This window comes from Streptosporangium sp. NPDC048047 (genome assembly GCF_040653115.1).
GTDB lineage: Bacteria > Actinomycetota > Actinomycetes > Streptosporangiales > Streptosporangiaceae > Streptosporangium.
Window position 1 is genome coordinate 80,575 of the sequence record NZ_JBEZNH010000025.1, and the last position, 20,299, is coordinate 100,873.

A 20,299-nucleotide genomic window follows, 5' to 3' on the forward strand; every position below is an offset into this window, starting at 1 on the left:
TCACCTTCTTTACATATTCAGCCATTCCGACAATGACCCCCTAAGCGCACCTTTCAGGACCTAAGGGCTCGTGACCGGCGGGGCGCAGGCCGCGGGGCGGGCCGCGCCGCCCGCGCCGCCCCGCAGCTCCCGCCGGAGGGCGCGGGCGTGGTACAGGTAGTCACGGGCCAGCCCGGTACGGCCCGCCGATCGGTGCAGCTCCCCGAGCCGCTGGACCGCGGCGGCCTCCCCGCTGCGGTCGCCGAGCTGCTGGAAGATCTCCAGGGACCGCTGGAGCCGCTCCGAGGCGTGCGAGCGGTCGCCGCGCGCCACCTGCAGGCCGCCCAGGCTCTGCAGGGCGTAGGCGCCGCAGTGACGGTCGCCGAGCCCCTCGAAGATGTCCAGGGCGTACCCCTGGAAGCGCATCGCCTCCTCGGCGTCGGCCGCCAGGTCGTGCAACCGCCCGAACTGCATCGACACGCACGCCTCCCGGTGCGGGTCGCCGATCTCCCTGGCCAGCCGCAGCGCCCCGCCCAGCCAGTCCGAGGCCCGGCCCAGGTCGCGCAGGACCAGGCAGACCCGGCCGACCGCCTGCCGGACGTAGGCCTCGCCGCCGCGGTCCTCCAGGGCGGTGAAGACCGCGAGCGCCCGCCGGAAGTGGCCGAGCGCCTCGACGTGACGGCCGCGGAAGTGGTTCACCGCCCCCAGCCCGCAGATGGAGGCCGCCTCCCCGCGCGCGTCGCCCAGCTCGTGGAAGATCGCCCGGGACCGGGTGAACATCTCCCCCGCCTCGGCGTAGCGGTCCTGGTAGAGGCCGACCTGGGCCAGGCCGCGGAGCATGGCGGCCTCCCCGCCGCGGTCACCGGCCCGGTGGGCCGCCTCCAGCGCGGCCCGGTGCGTGCTCCGCCACTCGTCGAAGTGGCACCGCAGGTCGAAGTAGGGCACCAGGGCGGCGGCGAGGCCCCAGGCGGCCCCGGCGAGCCCGGCGTCGGCGGCCAGCCGTACGGCCTCCACCAGGGACTCCCGCTCGGCGTCGAACCACGGCAGCGGGTCGGCCGGCAGGCTCGCGGTGGTCTCACCGTCCGGCCGCCAGCGGGGCTCGCCCGCGGGTGCCAGGCTGAACAGGGTGGTCGGCAGCCGCTCCATGGCGCTCCCTGCCAGGGTCGTCCACCCGTCGAGCACCCGGGCGAGGGCGTCCGTGCCGTCCGGGCCGTCCCAGCCGTCCGGGCCGCCGGCCAGCTCCCGGGCGCTGCACCGGGCGAGGCCGGGCAGCAGGTAGCGGGGCCGGCCGAGCGCGTCGGTCCCGGCGAGCCGCAGCAGGTTGGCGTCGACGAGGGCGTCGGTGACGTCGTCGGCCCGCTCCCGGCCGAGCACGGCCCCGACCACCCAGCCGGGCAGCGGCCTCGTCCCGAGGAGGCCGAGCGCCCCGAAGGCGCGGGCGGCGTCACCGGGCAGCGACCGGTAGCTGCGGTGGAAGCTGCCGCGCACCTCCAGGTCCCCGGCCCGCAGCTCGCCCAGGCGGTTCGTCTCGTCCGCGAGCCGGCGCCGCAGCACGGCCAGCGGCCAGCCGGGCCGCGCGGCCAGCCGGGCCCCGGCGATCCTGACGGCGAGCGGCAGGTGGTCGCAGGACCGCAGGATCTCCGCGGCGGCCTCCCGCTCCCCGCGCACCCGATCGGCGCCCGCGATCCTGCCCAGCAGTTCCTCGGCCTCCGCGGGGGTGAGGACGTCGAGGTCGACCTGGAGCGCCCCGGGCAGCTCGGTGATGCGCCGGCGGCTCGTCACGACGACCGCGCAGCCGCTGCCGGGCAGCAGGGGCCGTACCTGCGCGGCGTCGGCGGCGTCGTCGAGCAGGACGAGCGCCTGCCGCCCGGCCAGCAGCGACCGGTACAGCGCTGAACGCTCACGGGTGGTGGGCGGCAGGCCGGCCTCGCCGGTCCCCAGCGCGCGCAGCGCCTCGGCCAGCAGCTCGCCGGGGTCGGCGGGGCCGGACGCGGTGCCGCCGAGGTCGAGGTAGATCTGGCCCTCGGGGTAGGCGCGGCGTACGGCGTGGGCGCAGTGGACGGCCAGCGCCGTCTTGCCGGATCCGGGCGGACCGGCCACCACCGCGACGACCGGCGGCCCGTCCGGCAGCCCCTCCGGCGGTCCGTCCGGCGGCCTGCCCCCTCGGGTCAGCGCCCGCGTCAGGGTCGAGACGGCTCCGTCCCGGCCGGTGAAGTCCGGGACGTCCGGGGGGAGCTGGCGGGGGACGGGGACCGGCGCCTGGGAGGGGGGCGGAGCCGCCTCCGCCGCGGGCCGCCCGGCCAGGATCTCCGCGTGCACCCGGCGCAGCTCCGCACCGGGTTCGACGCCCAGCTCGGTGACCAGCTGCCGCCGGGCGGCGGCGTAGGCGTCCAGGGCCTCGGCCTGCCGTCCGCCGGCGTCCAGGGCGAGCATCAGCCGCCCCCAGAGATCCTCCCGGAAGGGGTGTTCCCTCAGCAGGCCGCGCAGCCCGGCGACCGCCTCGGCGTGCTGCCCGCGTTCCATCCGCAGGGCGGCCAGCCCCTCGGCGGCGGAGAGCCGGAGGCCGGCCAGCGACTCCAGCCGGGCGTCCCACAGGGGACTGCCGGGCAGGTCGGCCAGCGGCGCGCCGCGCCACAGCGCGAGCGCCCGGTCCAGCAGGCCGGCCGCGTCCTCCGTCCGGCCCGCCGTCTCCGGCCCGTCCTCCGCCGCCGGCGCCGCGTCCCCGCGGGCCTCCGCGTGCTCCCCCGTCCGCGCCGCCGCCCGCGCCCCGGCCACGAGGTCCTCGAAGAGGAGGACGTCGAGCTGCCCGGCGGGCACCTCGAACAGGTAACCGGACGGCCGGGCCAGGATGCGGGCGCCGCCCGTCTCGCCGAGGACCATCCGCAGGGAGCTGACGTAGGTGCGGAGGTTGGCCAGGGCCGACCTCGGCCGGCTCGACGGCCACAGGATCTCGGCCAGGTGGTCCGCGGCGACCGCCCGGTTGGCGTCGAGCAGCAGCGACGCGAGCAGGATCCGGGACTTCGTGCCCGCGATGCGCAGGAGTCGTCCCGGGGGGCCGACCTCCAGGGGGCCGAGCACCCTGAACGCTGGCCGATAAACCGTCATGACCGCACCTACCTCTCGTGGGGAGGCGTCGCAACCATTCGTCGGCCGTATCATCCCGAGCTCGACGGGTCTTTATAGGCATTTTGGATGTTTTATATGCGCCTCGTGCCGACGCTAGGTCCGCAGCGGGAGCCTTCCGGAAGATCCAACAGACAGTGCACGCCGCCGGTCAAGGCTCTTCACCCCCGCATCTCGCGGAAAGGATCGATATGCGACTCACAGGAGTGCTCAGCACGGGATTCGCCCTGCTGATCGGGTTCGCGGGCGCGACCGCGGCCGCGCCGGGCGCCGTCGCCGCGACGGGACTCACGGCCGTGACGGCCACCGCGGCCGTCACGGACAACGATCCGGAGCTCGAAGGAGCCGACCCGCCGAACGACCCGTCCGTCGAGCTGCCGCCGACGACGCTGGCGACGCCGAGCTTCCAGATGCCCTTCCCCTGCGGGCAGAGCTGGACCGGCAACTCCAGCGCGAGCAGCGCCCACCAGTCGTGGGAGATCGACTTCAACCGGGGTGGCACGGCCGACGCCGACAAGGGCGACACCGTCGTCGCCGCCGCCGCGGGCACCGTGGTGATCTCAGCCCACCAGGGATCGACCAACGGCTACGGCAACCTGGTCAAGATCGACCACGGCGGCGGCTGGACCAGCTACTACGCGCACCTGGACACCCGGTCGGTCAGCGCGGGCGCCCAGGTCAGCCGGGGTCAGAAGATCGGCACGGTCGGCAACACCAGCAAGCCGGGCAACAACATCTCACCCCACCTGCACTACGAGGTGCGCCTCGGCACCAGCTACCCGTCCAACATCCAGAAGGCCGTCTTCAACGGCACCACGTTCGGCTACCCGGTCCAGACGCTGACGTCCAAGAACGGCTGCGGCGGGGCGACGAACCCGTACACCGCGCAGGAGGTCTGCGGCAGCGGCTACAGCGTGATCGACAGCGCCGCCCTCGGCACCGCCGGCACGGTCTACCTGCTCTACAACACCTCCAACGGCTACAACTGCGTGGCCACCCTCAAGAAGACCTCCCTGGGCACCGACACCGCCGTCACCGCCTACCTGGAGGTCCAGGGCAAGACCCGCGTCACCGACTCCGGCAGCTACGGCTACTACGCCGGCCCCGTACGGGCGGCCGCCGCCGGCAAGTGCGTCAAATGGGGCGGCAAGGCAGGCTCCTCCACCTACGACAGCCCCTTCGAACACTGCGGCTGACGATCCTCCTCTGAGGGCCGGTCCGAGCCGGGAACGGCCCAGGACCGGGAAGCCCGGACGCCGCCGGGGAACCGGCGGCGCCGTCTGAACTCCGGCGGGCCTCCACCCGGAACACCACCGGGACGCCGTGGGAGGCCCGCCGGACGGACCGCCCCCGCCACCCGTGGCCGGGGGCGGTCCTTTCACGTCGCCGGGGACACGTCCCGGGCCCGCCGTCGCGACCGGCTCAGCCGGGCGGGACCCGCAGGCAGTACTCGTGGACCGGCCGTTGCAGCGGGGACATGCGAGCCGAGGCGTCCCGGGCCGCCGGATGACCCGCGGCCCCCAGCTTCGCGAGGAAGGGGTCGTCCGTCTCGGCGAGGCGGGCGAACGCCCCGGCCCAGGCCGCGTAGTAGTCGTCGCCCAGGAAGAGGACCGCCTCGGCGGCCGCGACCCGCGCGCACGCCGAGCCCGCGGCACGGGTCCCCGGCGGCCCGGGAGGCGGCACGGCCGAGGCGGAACTCGTGAGAGGGCGGTTCTCCAGCCCGGGAGCACGCCCGGTCTCGGCCAGCCACACCTGGACCATCACCGCCGCCCAGGCCACGGCGCACACGGCGGCGAGCAGCGAGGCGGACCGCCGGGCCCAGGCGGCCGCCGGACGGCCGGGCCGCGCCGCCCGCCGCCGGACCAGGGCGCGCACCCCGACGGCCATCAGGGACGCGACGGCTCCGGCGGCAGTGCCGCCCGCGGTCACCGCCAGCAGCACGGTGCCGGCGCCGCGGAGCATGACCAGGGGGTCGCAGTCCGGTGACCCCGGCACGCACGGCGGGGCCGGCCGCCCGGTGGCGCCGAAGGCCAGGACGGCGACGAGGACCGTGCCGGCGATCCCGGTCGCCAGCGCGGCGAGCATGCCGTGGGCGAGGCCGATGCCCGTTCCACCGCCGCCGGCCAGGGCCGCCACCACGAGCGCCGCCAGGAACTGGGCCGCCCAGAAGAGGACCAGCAGCGCCGCGACCTGCGCCAGGAGGACGTCGAAGGCGTCTCCGCGCACGGTTCCGCCCACCCGGAGGAGGCCGCCGGCGAGGAACCGGTCGAGATGGAGGAGACCGTTCACCGCGCCGAGGGCGAACACCGCCGCGGCGGGCGCCAGGGCGAGCAGAGGCCGGATCCGCGCGGGCGGCAACGCCATCGCCTCACCGGCCCCCGGACGGATGTCCCGTCCGGGTCTCCTGTGCCGCAGCCACGCCCCCAGCGGGTGGAGCAGGGCCACCCAGAGGACGGTGAGCAGCGCCGCGTCGAAGAGGTGGGCGCCCAGCATGTAGAGCCCGGCGGGGAGGTCACCGGTCTCCAGGGCGACGGACGACGCGATGACCCAGGCGCCGAGCCATGGCCCGAAGGCCGACGCGGCCGGGACGACGCCTCCGGCGAGGACGGGCAGCAGCGTCCTCCCCCGGGCGACGGGCAGCCACGCCGCCGCGGCCACCGGGAGCCATCGGGTGAACGCCACGCACATCAGCAGCAGGACGGCCCCCGTCCCCGCGGCGGCGAGCGGTTCCCGCACCACGGCCGTGACCCAGGGGACGCGCATGGGGGACGGGGAGATCAGCCGGCCGAGGAGGATTCCCGCCGCCAGCGCCGTTCCCTGGAGCGTTCCACGGGGGCCGCGGTCCCCGGTGAGGAGGGTGAGGAGCGTCGCCCGGTAGGCGCCGGCCCCGACGACGGCCGTGGTCAGCAGCCCGTAGGGCAGCGCGGCGAGGGGCAGGGCGTATCGCGAGTCGCCGCCCAGCCCCGGCCCGATGATCATCTGAAGGTGGGAGAGCCCGAGGCCGGTCACGATTCCCGCGCCCAACGCCTCCCCCGCCGCCCACCGCAGCAGGATGCCGGGGTTCCGGACGACCTCCGCCCGCCGGGAGTCGTCCGGGTGCATCGGCAGCAGTCTCTGGAGCGGCCCGGTACGGCCGCGGTCCCGGGTGACGGGCCCTCCGCCCGCGGCCGCGGCCCGCACGTCGGCGTAGTGTTCGCGTGACCTGAGCACGGCGGCCGCCAGCGCCGCGACCAGCGCCGTGGCGGCGAGCACCCGCAGGCCGGTGTCCAGGAGCCGTCCCGGGGCGTGCACGAGGGTGAACAGCAGCGAGGGCGCGGCCACGACGACGGGGAAGACCCACACGGCGGCCAGGGTGAGCCCGGTCAGGTCGACGTCGCGGTTCCTCAGGTGGGCCAGCTCGTGCAGGACGACCGACTCGACCGCGCCTCTCCCGCCGCCCTCATGCTCCTCCCCCGGGGCCGCGACCTCCCGTGCGCGGGCCTCCTCACGGCCCGCCTGGAGGACCCCGATGTTGAGCCGCAGGTGGTAGCGGGGGTAGCAGCCGAAGGCCCATCCGTCGGGCAGCTTGCGGTTGGCGTCGATCAGGATCCGCGGGACGCGCCGCAACCCCTCGGCTCCGGCGAGCCGCCGTACGGTCTCGTGGAGTTCGGCGTGGCGGACGGGGTCGGCCGGCACCAGCCCCTGGCGTCCGATGGTCAGCCGGGGCCGTACGGCGTGCAGCGCGACGATCAGGCAGCCCACGGCGGCCATGGCCACGACGCCGCCGAGCATCCGATCCCCGCCGACGTCGTCCACGCAGCGCAGGTAGTCGGCGGCCAGGGGGCCGGCGGGCAGCCGCCGGGCAGCCGCGGCGGCTGCCCGGTCGCAGCCCAGGTACGCCTCCCGCCATCCGGAGGAGCCGCCCGCCACCAGATCCCAGGTGAACCCGGTGGCGGAGAGGGTGACCGCGATCAGCAGGACGAACCGGGAGGTCGTCGCGGCGGGCAGGAGGAAGGGGCCGACCCGTCCGGCGGTCATCCCGGCGGGGTCCAGTCGCGCCGTCCCCACCTGTCGACGAACCGTTCCGCGACGGCCTCGGCCGGCGGGGACCCCGCCGGGCCCGGCCCGCGGAGTTCGCGGAGGTCGTGGGCGATCCGCTCCCGGGCGGCCGCCTCGTCGCCGGGCGGCAGCTCCGGCAGGGGATCGCCGGGACCGGCCACCGGCTTCCGGCGTCGCCGCCGTAGGCGGAACCATCCCTGACGGACCGACAGGACGACCAGCTCGGTGGTGAGCCCGGCGACCACCCCCCACATGAGGTTGGTGAACGTCGGATCGCCCGGGTCGGGGAGCGCGCCGCCCGGCTGGTCACGGGGTCTGCGCGCCCGGCGGGCCGCGCCGGGCGAGGCGAAGTACGCCTCCGTCATGAGGTCGAAGTCGGGCAGCTCTTCGGGAGCGAACTCGGCGACCAGGGCACGCACCAACGCGCGCCGATCGCCGTCCGCGGGGAACGTCACCGGCACCTCCGGACAGGAACGGAATTCGTCCCCCGAGGCGTCCCGATGATACGCCGTGAGACCCCGCTCACCCAGGGGTGAGTCCGGATCGGAGCCTGGTTTTCGGGAAATCCCTGAAATCTCCCCGCGACAATCAGCCGCCATTTCAGATATTTCCGGATATATGGATATTCGGGGTGGTCAGGCGTCCCGATCCGGGATCCGGCCGTTCTGCAGGGCGTTGGGCGCCGCCCTGGCCACCAGGTCCGGGATCACCGCGCCCAGCTCGGCCGGCTCCCAGCGCGACCCCTTGTCCGCCTCGGGCCCGGCGTGCCAGCCCTCGGCCACGCTGATCGAGCCGCCGCGCACGTTGAAGACCCGGCCGGTGACACCCGACGCCTCCGCGCAGGCCAGCCACACGGCCAGCGGCGCGATGTCCTCCGGGTCCAGGTCGCCGAAGCTCTGGGTGGCGCCGCCGCCCCGGCCGGGCGCGAGGTTCTCGGTCATCCGGGTCAGCGCCGTGGGGGCGAGGGCGTTGACGGTCACGCCGTACCGGGCCAGCTCCTGGGCGGCGATGACGGTCAGCGCCGCGATGCCGGCCTTGGCGGCGCCGTAGTTGGCCTGCCCGGGGTTGCCGTAGATGCCCGACGAGGACGTGGTGTTGATGACGCGGCCGTGGACCGGGGAGCCGGACTTGGCGAGTCCGCGCCAGTGGGCGGCGGCGTGCCGCAGCGGGGCGAACGTGCCGCGCAGGTGGACCCGGACCACGGCGTCCCACTCGTCGGCGGTCATGTTGACCAGCATCCGGTCGCGCAGGATGCCGGCGTTGTTGACCAGGACGTTCAGGTCGCCGAAGTGCTCGACGGCGGCCCGGACGAGCCTGCCCGCCCCGTCGAAGTCGGAGACGTCCTCGCCGTTGACGATCGCCTCGCCGCCCAGGGCGCGGATCTCCTCGGCGACCTCGTGGGCCGGTCCGGCCGACGCGCCGGTGCCGTCCACCCCGGCGCCGAGGTCGTTGACGACCACCCTGGCGCCCTCGCGGGCGAACGCGAGCGCGTGCCCGCGCCCGATGCCCCGAGCCGCCCCGGTGACGACGACCACCAGTCCCTCGACGATGCCGCTCATCCGTCCTCCGCTCACGGAACCGCGTCCCGGCCGGTCCGGGAGGCACGTCCCGATGGGAGGGTTCCTGCGGGCGCCGCCGTTGTCAACGACGCCGGCCGGGGCGCCGGCGCCCGCCCTCCCCGGGACCGGCGGGATCACCGGTCCCGTGCCGTTCGCGCCGGTGAATGTCACGATTTCGATATCACATCCGGGTCGCCCGCCCGTATCGGGTCGGTCACCGTATCAGCCGTCGTATTGATCATCCGTTTCCCCGCCGGGAGCGTGCGTACATGGGGAGGGGGCCGGTCCGGACGGGGGCCCGGACCGGCCCCGCGGGTCAGGCGGCCGAGCGGGCGGCCAGCTCGACCGTCGCCCGGCGGGTGACGCCGTTGACGGTGACCGCGACGACGACCTGCCCGGACCGCAGCGCGGTGAGCGTGCCGGTCGCCGGGTCGAGCACCGCGACGTGCCAGGGCTTGACGCCGGCGCGGGAGCCGACGTGCAGGTTCGGCGAGCCGGACCAGTCGGCCGAGACCGGGTGGGCGACGGGCACCTTCCGCCCGGCCTGCGTCAGGGCCGCCGACACCTCGGCGGGACGGCCGACCTGCACCGAGGCGGGGACGGTGAGGGTCAGCTCGTCGACGTGCGGGCGGACCTGCGCGCCGATCCACTCCGGCGCGTCGGTGAACCAGTTGCGCCGCACGTGCTCGGCCTCCTTCTCCGTCACCGGGTCGACGCCCCACAGCGACCAGCCGGTGAAGCCTCCGTCGTCGGCCGCGGTGGCCGGGTTCTTGCCGGAGTTGCCGTTGATGAAGTACGGCACGGCGTCGACGCGCGAGGCGTGGAAGGTGCCGACGTGCCCGCCGACGAACGCGGCCCCCTTGCCGGTGACGCGCTGGAAGTCGGCCAGCCAGCCCTCCACCAGCGCGGCCTCCTTGCGGTCGCCGAGCTGGCTGCCCTTGCCGGGGGTCGGGTCGCGCGGCGGCACGTGGAACAGCACGGTCACCGAGCCGATCGAGGGGTCCTTCGCGGCCGCGTCGAGCCGCTCGCGGAACATCGCCATCTGGTCGAACCCGCCGCCGCGCAGGTTCAGGCGCGAGGTGTCGAGGGTGATGAACCGGGTGCCCTTGTGGTCGAAGGAGGCGTGGGTGTCGCCGAAGACGGCCCTGAAGTTGTCGATCTTCCCGCCCATCACCTCGTGGTTGCCGGGCACGTAACGGTACGGCAGCTCGCCGCCGAGTTCCTCGTCCAGGATCCGCTTGGCCAGCGCGAAGTCCTCCGGCGACGCCTCGTCCACGAGGTCGCCGTCGATGACGAGGAAGTCGGGCTTCGCCGCCTTCACCTCGCGCAGGGTGCGGCGGACGTTCGCCACGATGTCGCTGTCGGGGGACCGTCCCACGAACTGCCCGTCCGACATGACGGCGAACCGCCACGGCATCGCGGCCACCTCGGCGCCGGTGCGGACGACCGGGTCGGCGACCTTGGGGGCCGCCGGGGCGGTCACCTCCGGCGTGACCTTGGCGACGAGCCCGTCGACGGTGATCTCGCCCTTGTAACTGTGGTCGGCCGCGGTCTCGGCGACGTAGAAGCGGCGGAGCTTCAGGGGATAGTTGACGCCGGGCGGGACGGTGAACTCGACGTACTTCCAGCCGGTCCAGGTGAGGTACGGCCCGCGCAGGATCTGCGACTGGCCCTGGGCGTCGTAGAACTCCAGGCTCGGCCACTCCCCGTTCCCGGCCGAGTTGATCCACATGCCGAACGCCTGCGGCTGGCCCGGCACGGTGATCTGCGCGGGCGGGCTCGCGTAGGCGGCGCGCGTCGCGGTGGACTGGGTGAAGTCGTAGCTCAGCTTCAGCCCGCCGCCGTCGTGGCCGGGAGCCGCCGACAGCGACCCGGTGGCGCGGGCGGCGGCGAACGTCCAGGAGGCGGCGTCGTCGAAGGCGGCCACCGGGACGTCCCGGTAGCCGACGGTCACCGGCACCGCCGCGCTGACCTTGCCGACCCGTACGGTGACCAGGCCGGAGCCGGTCTCCTTCTTCGCCTTGACGGTGAACAGGCCGTGCTCGGCGGGGGTGACGTCGAACAGGGCGGTGTCGTGGTCGAGGCGCACGTCGGCGGGCTCGATGGGCGCGGAGTTGCCGTTGCGGTCGTATCCGACCACGCCGAAGGAGCCCGTGGCCCCCTCGCCGGCGAGGCCGACCCGGTCGGCGGTGGCGCCGAGCCGCGTCAGGGGCTGCAGGACGGTGAGCCCGATCTTCCCGGTGGCGCCGCCGCGCGAGGCGGTGACGGTCGTCTGTCCGGGCACCAGGGCGTGGAAGACGCCGTCGCGGCCGACGAGGCCGTGCAGGGCCGGCGTGGCCCGCCAGGCCGGGTCCCCCTCGGCGGGGCCGTACGTCTCGTCGTAGCCGGCGGCGGTGAGCACGCGGGTGAGGCCGGGGAAGACGCGCTCGGTGTGGCCGCCCGCGACCGGGCCGGTGCCGGGGGCCCTGGCGGGGTCGGCGGCGGTCTCCACCCAGAAGCCCTTGAGTTTCCCGCTGCCCTCGGGGGCGTAGAGGGCCAGGCCGTTGGGGACGTGGCGCTCCTCGCCGTCGGAGGGGCTGTTCTCCACCTGGGCGTCGGCGGAGCCAGGCTCGCGGGCGAGCATCGTGGAGGAGCCGCCGCCGTCGAAGTTGATCGCGTCGTGCGCGCCGAGCTCGGTCATCATCGCGGCGAGCTCGTCGAGGGTGACGCCCCGGCTGTCGGCCTGGCGGCCGTCCACGGTGAGCAGGTACATCTTCCGGCCGTCGGCGGAGAACCCGACGGCGGTGCGGGGGTGGGCGGTGTTGTCGGAGGAGTGCTGGACGACGCCGTCCCTGATGAGGATCGCGCCGCCGCCGACGGCGGTCCGCACGGCCTTGCCGTCGGACGCCTTGGGCTGGTAGCGGACGTCGACGCGGTCGCCCGGCTTCAGCGCGGCCAGCGCCGCCGCCCCGGCGTCGCGGCCGAGCAGGATCGAGGTTCCGGCCGGGATCGGGCCGCTCCCGGCGGCGGGGCGGACCTCGGCGACGGCGCCGTCGCGCAGCACGACCTCGGTGACCGCGGTGGCGCTCCCGACCGCGCGGCCGCGGTCGTAGGAGCCCCACAGCGGGGTGAACAGGCCGACGCCGCCGGTCTGGACGAGCTGGTTGAACTGGGTCAGGGTGATCGGGGCGCCGCCGGCCGGGGTGGCGGTGCCGTCGAAGTTCATCTGCAGCACGCGGCCGATGCCGTCGGGGGTGACCGCGACGGCGTTGGGGTGGCCGGAGATCGGCGACTGGACCAGTTCGCCGTCGCGGACGCCGGCGCCCTGGGCCGCTCCGGTGTTGTTGATGTCGAAGAAGTCGCCGTTGACGGCGGCGACGGCGCGGGTGCGCCGTACCGGCCCGGACAGCGGCTCGGTCTTCGACACCTCCCCGGAGGAGACGTAGCCGACGCGTGCGCCGCCGGTGAGGTCGGCGGTGATCGCGTCGGCGCGCAGCCAGCCGGCGGCGTCGTAGGTGTCGAAGGAGGTCAGCGTGACGCCCGGCGCGACGGGCCTGGTCTTCCTGTCGGTCTCCAGCCGCTGCGTGCCGGGGGCGACGAGCAGGGTGGAGGTCTCCCGGGCGGAGGAGGCGGGGGGCGCGTCCTCGACGAGGGCGGGCTGCGGGGGCCGGGGGTCGGCCTGGGCGGGTCCGGGGACGCCGAACGCCAGCAGGGGGGCGATGAGGGCCACGGCCGTGAGGCGGGGGTGGTGACGTGGAGGCACGATCGAACTCAACCGTGTCATGGTTACAAGTTTCAAGACTTCAAAGTGTCTTAAAAGAAAATTTCACGATCTCCGCGGCGGCGCGACCGCCCCGGACCCGCTCCCGCCTCGGGCCCGCCACCGGGCCATACGGGTCGTACAGCGGGGCGGGCAGGACTGAAGGGCGGACGGCGGAGCGAGCAGGACGGCACCGTCGGGTGACGCCGCGGAGCCGGAGCCCTCACTCCGGCGCCCTGCCCTCCACATCTCGGCACTTCGGCACTCCGGCACTCCGCGTTCCGCAGCCGGCACCGGTGCCGGGAACCGGCGGCCCGCGCCCATCCGGTAGCCGGCACCCCACACCGAGCACCCGAGATAGCCGGATTTATCATCCTCGAACCGGCTTAACTCGCTTTTCCTGGCGACACTCATCGCACTCCCCAGACCTTTTACAGGGCCAATTTCACCGTTTTTCAGACGATGTCCCAAAGTCGTCGATGAACGCGCCGAAGGCGATTCATATCCTGGAAATCCGACTGGACGCGGATATCCTCCGGAAGAGCCCGTGATCATCGTCCAGGATACCCGGGAGGTGATCAATTCAGTAACGTCCAGGAAAAGGAGCAGCGCGTGAAACGCTCCATCAAGTTCACACTATTGACCGCGATAACGGGCATTTCCCTGATAACGCCCGTCGCACCGGTGTCCGCACACACCGTTCCCGGTCAGCCGCCCGTCCCCACCCCCGAGGACCCGGGCACGTCGGCGGACCGCTTCGTCCAGACGCAGCCGCCCGCCCTCCTCGCGGCCCCCGCCGACCAGTTCTACCGGCAGGAGGACTTCGTGGGCGTGGGGGGCCTGCACTACATCCCCTACACCCGCACCCATGACGGCCTGCCCGTCTTCGGCGGCGACTTCGTCGTCGTCACCAACAACCAGGGCGGCCTGCTGAGCACCTCCATCGCCCAGAAACAGCCGCTCGCCCTCGACACCGTGCCGGAGATCACCCCGGCCCAGGCCGCGGCGATCTCCCGGCGGCAGATCACCGACCCCCGCCGGGTCTCCGCCCCGCGGCTGGTCGTGCTCGCCAAGGGCTCCGGACGTCTGGCCTACGAGACCGTCGTGACCGGCAGGGACCGTACCCAGGGCTTCGTCCCCACCCTGCGCAGCAAGATCCCGAGCAAGATGCACGTCTTCGTCGACGCCAAGACCGGCGAGGTCATCTTCAAGGACGACGAGGTCAAGACCGACGACACCGTACGGCCCACCGCTGAGACCACAGGCACCGCCGCAGGGACCGCGGGACCCACGAACACCGCCCGGAGACCGCTCCGGGCCACGCCCGGCGACGGGACCGGCTTCTACAACGGCCCGGTCACCATCGGCACCTCCAAGTCCGGCACGACGTACTCGATGACCGACCCCAACCGCTCGGGCGTCCAGTGCGGCGGCCAGAACGGCTCCGCCTACACCAAGGCCACCGACACCTGGGGCAACGGCTCGGGCACCAGCCTGGAGACCGCCTGCGTGGACAGCCTGTACGCGGTGAACAGGGAATGGGACATGCTCAGGTCCTGGCTGGGCCGCAACGGCATCAACGGCACCGGCGGCGGCTACCCGATCCGGGTCGGCCTGAGCGACGTCAACGCCTACTGGACCGGCGACTACGCCAACTTCGGCCACACGCAGGACAACCAGCGTCAGACGACGTCGATCGACGTGGTCGCCCACGAGTTCGGGCACGCGCTCTTCCAGACCACTCCCGGCGGCTCGATCGGCGAGAACGAGAAGGGCATCCTCAACGAGTCCGCGGGCGACATCTACGGCGCGCTGACGGAGTTCTACGCCGACGGCAAGCCCCCCTACGACACGCCGGACTACAGCGTCGGCGAGAAGGTGGACCTCGTCGGAGGCGGCCCGATCCGCTACATGCACAAGCCGTCGCTGATCTCCGGCAACCCCGACTGCTACTCCTCCTCGGTGCCCGATCTGGAGGTGCACGCCGGGGCCGGGGTGCAGAACCACTGGTTCTACCTCCTCGCCGAGGGCACCAACCCGACCAACGGCCAGCCGGTCAGCCCGACCTGCAACAACACCACGCTGACCGGCATCGGCATCCAGAAGGCCGGCCAGATCTTCATGAGCGCGCTGAACCGCAAGACCGACACCTGGACCCACCAGCTGGTCCGCAAGGCCACCCTGCAGGCCGCGCTGGAGCTGTTCCCCGGCTCCTGCACGGAGTTCAACGCGGTCAAGGCCGCCTGGAACGCCGTCAGCGTCCCGGCCGCCTCCGGTGAGCCCGCCACCTGCACGGGCGGCGGGGGCGGCAACGACTTCTCACTGACGCTCAGCCCGCAGACGGTGAGCGTGCAACCGGGGCAGAAGACGACGGTCACGGTGAGCACGCAGACGACCTCGGGCAGCGCGCAGACCGTGACGTTCTCCGTCGCGGACCTGCCGCCGGGCGCGACCGCGTCCTTCAGCCCGGCGTCGGTGTCCTCGGGCGGTTCCTCCACCATGACGGTCTCGGTCCCCGCGACCACCTCCGCCGGCAGCTACAGGGCGATCGTCACCGGTGACGGCACCGCCGTGGACCGTACGGCCTCGCTCGTGGTGACGGTCGGCGCGGCGGGCGGCGTCGTCTTCGACGACGCCTTCGAGACGTCCCTGGGCTGGACCGCGAACCCGAGCGGCACCGACACCGCGAGCACCGGCCGGTGGGAGCGCGGCATCCCGCAGCCCACCTTCTACGGCCAGACCCCGTTGCAGCTCACCGCCTTCGCCGGTCAGAACGACCTGGTCACCGGCCGCCTGGCGGGCACCTCCGCGGGCGACTACGACGTGGACGGCGGGGTGACGTCCATCCGCTCACCGCAGATCACGCTGCCGTCCGGGAAGCTGACGCTGACGTTCTCCTGGTATCTCGCCAATCTGGACAACGCCACCAGCGCGGACTTCTTCCGGGCCCGGGTGCAGTCCGGGACGTCCAGCACGCTGGTGTTCCAGCAGCTCGGCGCGCCGGCCGTACGGCCCGGCGCCTGGCAGACCGCGACGGTCGACCTGTCCGCCTACGCCGGAAAGCCCGTCCGGCTGCTGTTCGAGGCCGCCGACAACGCGACGCCGAGCCTCATCGAGGCCGCCGTCGACAACGTACGGATCACCAGGTCCTGAGAGGACCGGTTCCGTCCCGGCTCCTCTCCGCGGGGGCCGGGGCGGAACGCGGAGCCGCCGTCCTCCGATCCCCGTCCCGGTCGCCGCCCGAGAAGTCCTCCGCTCCCGTCCGGGCCGTCACCCGAGAAAAGGGAACCGATGAAACGCATCGCCACATCCGCGGCGGCCGTCCTGCTGGTGACGCTGCCCGCGGCCCCGGCCCGGCCGGCGGGGCAGCCCGTCCCGCCTCCCACCGGTGACGTCCCCCTGGTGGCCGCCGAGCGCCTGGTCGACGCCCGGCCGGAGGTGCTGCACGCCTCGGAGAAGGACGCCTTCTTCCACAAGGAGGCCACCGTCGGCCTGAACGGCATCCACTACATCCCCTACGAGCGCACCTACGACGGCCTGCCGGTGTACGGCGGCGACTTCGTCGTGGTCACCAACGCCAGCGGCGGCGTGCTGAGCACCTCCATCGCCCAGACCGAGACGCTGAACGTCTCCACCGTGCCCGAACTCACCCGCCTCCGGGCCTCCCGGATCGCCCGCGCCCAGCTGCCCGGGGCCACCGCCGCCGGCCCCCCGAAGCTGCTCGTGATGGCCCGCGGCACCGGGATCCTCGCCTACGAGGTCGTCGTGACCGGCCGGCGGGGAGGGCGGCCGGTCAGGCTGCACGTCTTCGTCGACGCCCGCACCGGCCAGGTCGTGGAGAAGTCCGACGAGGTCGTGGAGACCGCTCCGCCGGGCCCGGGAGGACGGGTCTCCCGGCCGGACCCGGCACCCGGCTGCTACTCCCCCGCGATGCCCGGCCTGGAACCGCGCGCCACCGCCGGGGTGCAGAGCCACTGGCTCCATCTCCTCGCCGAGGGCGGCGATCCGGCCGGTGAGCAGCCGCGTGACCGTACCTGCAACGGCAGCCGCGTCACTGGCATCGGCGCCGGCAGAGCCGGGCGGATCCTCGCTGCCATGCAGAACCGCCGGACCGTCGTCTGGACCTATCCGCTCGCCCGCAAGGCCGCCCTGGAGGCCGCCCTCCAGCTCTTCCCCGGCTCCTGCGCCGAGTTCGACACCGTCAGGGCCGCCTGGGACGCCGTCGGCGTCCCCGCCGCGCGGAACGAGCCCGCCACCTGCCGGCCCAGCACCGACTTCGTGCCGGCGATCGACCCGGCGGTGGTGACCCTGGGCCCGGGTGAGCGGGCGACCGTCACGATCGGCACCCGGACGCTCTCCGGCCCCCCGCAGCCGGTGACCTTCTCCGCCTACAACCTGCCGCCCGGCGCGACCGCCTCCTTCGACCCCCCGTTGGTCGTCTCCGGCGGGTCCACGCGGCTGGCGGTCCGCCTCGCGCCCGGCACCCCGTCCGGCTCCTACAGCGCGCAGGTCCTCGGCCACGGCACCGGTGTCGACCGGACGGTCACGCTCGTCCTCACCGTCGGCGCGCCGCGCGGCGTCGTCTACGCCGAGACGTTCAACGCAGAACGCGGCTGGACCCGGAACGCGGACGGCACCGACACCGCCACCTCCGGCCTGTGGGAGCGCGGCGCCCCGGAGGCGACCCGCGTGGGACGGGTGCCGATGCAGCTCGGCACCCCGGTCGCGGGAGCGAACGACCTGGTCACCGGCCGCCTGGCGGGCGGCAGCGCGGGCGCCGACGACATCGACGGCGGGGCCACGGCCGTCCGCTCACGCGAGATCAGGCTGCCCGACGGGAAGCTGACGCTGACGTTCTCCTGGTACTTCGCCCACCTGGCCAACTCCAGCGAGGACGACTTCCTGCGGGCCCGCGTGGTCCTCCCCGAAGGGGAGCCCGTGGTGTTCCAGGTGCTCGGCTCCCCGACCGTACGGCCCGGCGTCTGGCGGACCGCGACGGTCGATCTGTCGGAGTTCGCCGGGCGGACGATCCGCCTGCGGTTCCGGGCCGCCGACAACGCGGCGCCCAGCCTGGTCGAGGCGGGCGTCGACGACATCCTGATCACCCGGTCCTGACCGGTGGACGCCACCGCGACCCCGGCGGTCCCGACGGCCCGGGGAACCGGGTCACAGCCCGGGACGCCGTCCCGGGAAACGGCCGCCCGAGAAGCCGTCATCTGAGAACCCAAGAAAAGGAAGCACGATGAGACGCCCTCTCATATCCATGTTCACCGGCCTCCTGGTCGCCCTGTCCACCGCGCCGGCCCTGCCGGGGGCTCCGGCGCTCGCCGACCCGGGCCCGGATTCCGTCTCCGTCCGGTCCACATCCGACCGGCCCGCCTCCGACCAGCCGCTGATCGCCGCCGAGCGCCTGATCGAGGCCCGGCCGGAGGTGCTGCACGCCTCGGAGAAGGACGCCTTCTTCCACAAGGAGGTCATCGCCGGCCTGAACAACACCTTCTACGTGCCCTACCAGCGCACCTACAACGGCCTGCCGGTCGTCGGCGGCGACTTCGTCGTCGTCACCAACGCCAGCGGCGGCGTGCTGAGCACCTCCATCGCCCAGACCGAGACGCTGAACGTCTCCACCGTGCCCAAGCTCACCCGCCTCCGGGCCTCCAGGATCGCCCGCGCCCAGCTTCCCAAGGTGACGTCGTCCACCGTCCCGAAACTGGTGGTGCTGGCCCGGGGCACCGGGATCCTCGCCTATGAGGTCGTCGTCACCGGACAGCAGTACAGGGAGGGCTTCACCGGCGCCCGCACCCTGGTCCCCAGCCGGCTGAATGTCCTCGTCGACGCCCGCACCGGCGAGGTGCTGCAGAAGTCCGACGAGGTCAGGACCGAGGTCTCGGTCCGGCCGGGCCCCCGTCCCCGGTCCGGCCCGGCTCCCACGCCCGCCCCGACGCCGGCAGCCATGCCGACGCCCACGCCCACGGCACCCGTGCCCAGCACGACGCCCGTGCCCATCAGCGGGACCCTCCCCACGCCCGTGCCGTTCCTGTTGGGAGTGGGGACGAGCTTCTACAACGGCCCGGTCACCGTCAGCAGCAAGCGGCTCAACACGACGTACGCGCTGACGGACGCCGTCCGTGCGGGGGTGAGCTGCGGCGGCCAGAACGGCTCCGCCTTCGTCGGCGCCGACGACAGCTGGGGCGACGGCTCGGGCACCAACCTGGAGACCGGCTGCGTGGACGCCCTGTACGCCATCGGCAAGGAATGGGACATGCTGGGCGCCTGGCTGGGCCGCAACGGGTTCACCGGCGCCGGCGGCGGCTACCCGGCCCGGGTCGGCCTGAACGAGGTCAACGCCTACTGGGCCGGCGACTACGCCAACTTCGGCCGTTCGGAGGACGGCCGGCGCCAGGCCACGTCACTGGACATCGTGGCCCACGAGTTCGGCCACGCCGTCTTCCAGAACACCCCCGGCGGCTCGACCGGGAGCAACGAGAAGGCGATGCTCAACGAGTCCGCCGGTGACATCTTCGCCACGCTGACGAAGTTCTACGCCGACCAGCCGCCGCCCTACGACGTGCCGGGCTACGCCATCGGCGCGAAGGCCGACCTGCTGGGCACCGGCGCGGTCCGCTACCTGTACAAGCCGTCACTGATCGCCGGCAACCCCGACTGCTTCTCCCCCGCGGTGCTCGACCTGGAGCCGCACGCCGGGGCCGGGGTGCAGAACCACTGGTTCTACCTCCTCGCCGAGGGCAGCAACCCCACCGACGGGCAGCCGCCCAGCCCCACCTGCGACGGAAGCCGGGTCAACGGCATCGGCATCAAGAAGGCCGGGCAGATCTTCATGGCCTCGCTGCTGCGCAAGACCGACACCTGGACCCACCAGCTCGCCCGTAAGTCCACCCTGCAGGCCGCGCTGGAGCTGTTCCCGGATTCCTGCGTCGAGTTCAACGCGGTCAGGGACGCCTGGGACGCGGTGAACGTCCCGGCCGCGCCGGGCGAACCCGCCCAGTGCGTGTCGGGCAACGACTTCGACCTGTCCGTCGATCCCGCGTCGGTCGGCGTGGATCCCGGGCAGCGGGCGACCACGACGGTCACGACCCGGACCACGGCCGGCAAGCCGCAGGCCGTGGCGTTCGCGATCTCCGGGCTGCCGGAGGCGGCGACCGCCGTCTTCACCCCGCAGAAGATCACCACGGGCGAGTCCTCGACGCTGAGCGTCCTGATCCCGGTCGGCACGCCGTCCGGCTCCTACAGCGCGCAGATCCTCGCCGACGGCGTCAACGTCGACCGGACGGTCACGCTCACGCTCACCGTCGACTCCACCAGCAACGCCGTCTTCTTCGACGACTTCAGCACCGACCTGGGGTGGACGGCGAACCCGAACGGCACCGACACCGCGACCACCGGCCGATGGGAGCGCGGCGTGCCCCAGCCCACCTTCGCCGGGAGGACGCCGCTGCAGCTCGCGCCTTTCGTGGGCAAGAACGACCTGGTCACCGGGCGGCTGGCGGGCGACCGGGTGGGCGCGAACGACGTCGACGGCGGCGTGACGACCATCCGTTCCCGGGAGATCGCGCTTCCCCCCGGCACGCTGACCATGACGTTCGCGTGGTACTTCGCCCATCTGGCCAACTCCAGCGGCAAGGACTACTTCCGGGTCCGGGTGGTCAGCCCGACCGCCAACACCGTGGTGCTCCAGCAGTTCGGAGCCCCCACCGTCCGGCCCGGCGAGTGGCGGACCGCGACGGTGAACCTGTCGGAGTTCGCCGGGCAGCCGATCCGCATCGTGGTGGAGGCCGCCGATGACCTGCCCGACAGCCTCGTCGAGGCGGGGATCGACGACGTGAGGATCACCAGGTCCTGA

The 20,299-nt window shown here is 73.7% G+C and carries 9 protein-coding genes; 4 read left to right on the top strand and 5 right to left on the bottom strand.

Annotated elements, in window-relative coordinates; translation table 11 throughout:
- Positions 1 to 60: 60 nt before the first annotated feature.
- Complete coding sequence (locus AB0D67_RS22000) at positions 61 to 3,084, bottom strand: BTAD domain-containing putative transcriptional regulator (RefSeq protein ID WP_362938580.1); 3,024 nt, start codon at positions 3,082 to 3,084, stop codon at positions 61 to 63.
- A gap of 209 nt (positions 3,085 to 3,293) precedes the next feature.
- Between AB0D67_RS22000 and AB0D67_RS22005 the strand changes: the two genes are divergently transcribed.
- Complete coding sequence (locus AB0D67_RS22005) at positions 3,294 to 4,298, top strand: M23 family metallopeptidase (protein WP_362938583.1); 1,005 nt, start codon at positions 3,294 to 3,296, stop codon at positions 4,296 to 4,298.
- 226 nt (positions 4,299 to 4,524) lie between these two features.
- Here the strand turns inward: AB0D67_RS22005 and AB0D67_RS22010 are convergent, their stop codons facing one another.
- The 4 genes from AB0D67_RS22010 to AB0D67_RS22025 form a co-directional block, all read right to left on the bottom strand.
- Positions 4,525 to 7,149 (bottom strand): M48 family metalloprotease, encoded by a 2,625-nt coding sequence (locus tag AB0D67_RS22010; protein ID WP_362938586.1) that lies wholly within the window; start codon positions 7,147 to 7,149, stop codon positions 4,525 to 4,527.
- Positions 7,116 to 7,595, bottom strand: a complete 480-nt coding sequence (locus tag AB0D67_RS22015) for a hypothetical protein (protein WP_362938589.1) — start codon at positions 7,593 to 7,595, stop codon at positions 7,116 to 7,118. The genes AB0D67_RS22010 and AB0D67_RS22015 overlap by 34 nt, the downstream gene beginning before the upstream one ends.
- 180 nt (positions 7,596 to 7,775) lie before the next feature.
- Complete coding sequence (locus tag AB0D67_RS22020) at positions 7,776 to 8,699, bottom strand: SDR family oxidoreductase (protein WP_362938597.1); 924 nt, start codon at positions 8,697 to 8,699, stop codon at positions 7,776 to 7,778.
- 316 nt (positions 8,700 to 9,015) lie between these two features.
- Positions 9,016 to 12,462, bottom strand: coding sequence for a phosphodiester glycosidase family protein (locus AB0D67_RS22025; protein ID WP_362938600.1), 3,447 nt, complete (start codon positions 12,460 to 12,462; stop codon positions 9,016 to 9,018).
- 588 nt (positions 12,463 to 13,050) lie between these two features.
- On the opposite strand from AB0D67_RS22025, the gene AB0D67_RS22030 reads away from it, so the two are divergent.
- From AB0D67_RS22030 to AB0D67_RS22040, 3 genes are all read left to right on the top strand, one after another.
- A complete protein-coding gene (locus AB0D67_RS22030; RefSeq protein ID WP_362938603.1) occupies positions 13,051 to 15,591 on the top strand; it encodes a M4 family metallopeptidase in 2,541 nt (846 codons plus the stop codon).
- Between the two features lie 138 nt (positions 15,592 to 15,729).
- Positions 15,730 to 17,553 carry a M4 family metallopeptidase gene (locus AB0D67_RS22035; RefSeq protein WP_362938606.1) on the top strand — a complete coding sequence of 608 codons (1,824 nt, stop codon included), beginning with the start codon at positions 15,730 to 15,732 and terminating at the stop codon, positions 17,551 to 17,553.
- Positions 17,554 to 17,680: 127 nt separating this feature from the next.
- Complete coding sequence (locus tag AB0D67_RS22040) at positions 17,681 to 20,299, top strand: M4 family metallopeptidase (RefSeq protein WP_362938609.1); 2,619 nt, start codon at positions 17,681 to 17,683, stop codon at positions 20,297 to 20,299.